The 251-nt window shown below is 54.6% G+C and carries 1 pseudogene; it reads left to right on the top strand.

Annotation, left to right across the window (positions count from 1 at the left end):
• Window positions 1-127, top strand: a pseudogene (locus tag G4Z14_RS18810) (transposase); the annotation flags it as partial.
• Window positions 128-251: the final 124 nt, after the last annotated feature.

Below are 251 nucleotides of genomic sequence, written 5' to 3'. Positions count from 1 at the left end.
CTTTATCAATCGCAATGGGTTGAGATGGTGCGATGCACCGAAGGAGTATGGCCCTCCGAAGACCCTCTACAACCGTTGGAAGCGGTGGAGCGACAAGGGGGTCTTCGCCCGGATGATGGTTGGTCTGAATCGCCCCTAGTTTCCTAGACGCCTCGCAGTTTCAGTTTTTGCTGCTGTTCGAAGGCGATCGGTGACAGCATGCCGTTCCTAACGTGTTTGCGCTGCGGGTTGTAGAAGAACTCGATGTAGTC

Origin of the sequence: Tabrizicola oligotrophica, from assembly GCF_011008935.1 — a bacterium.
GTDB classification, from domain to species: Bacteria; Pseudomonadota; Alphaproteobacteria; order Rhodobacterales; family Rhodobacteraceae; genus Tabrizicola_A; species Tabrizicola_A oligotrophica.
The sequence above is the reverse complement of the archived record's forward strand: the minus strand, read 5'-3'. Positions and strand labels throughout refer to the sequence as shown.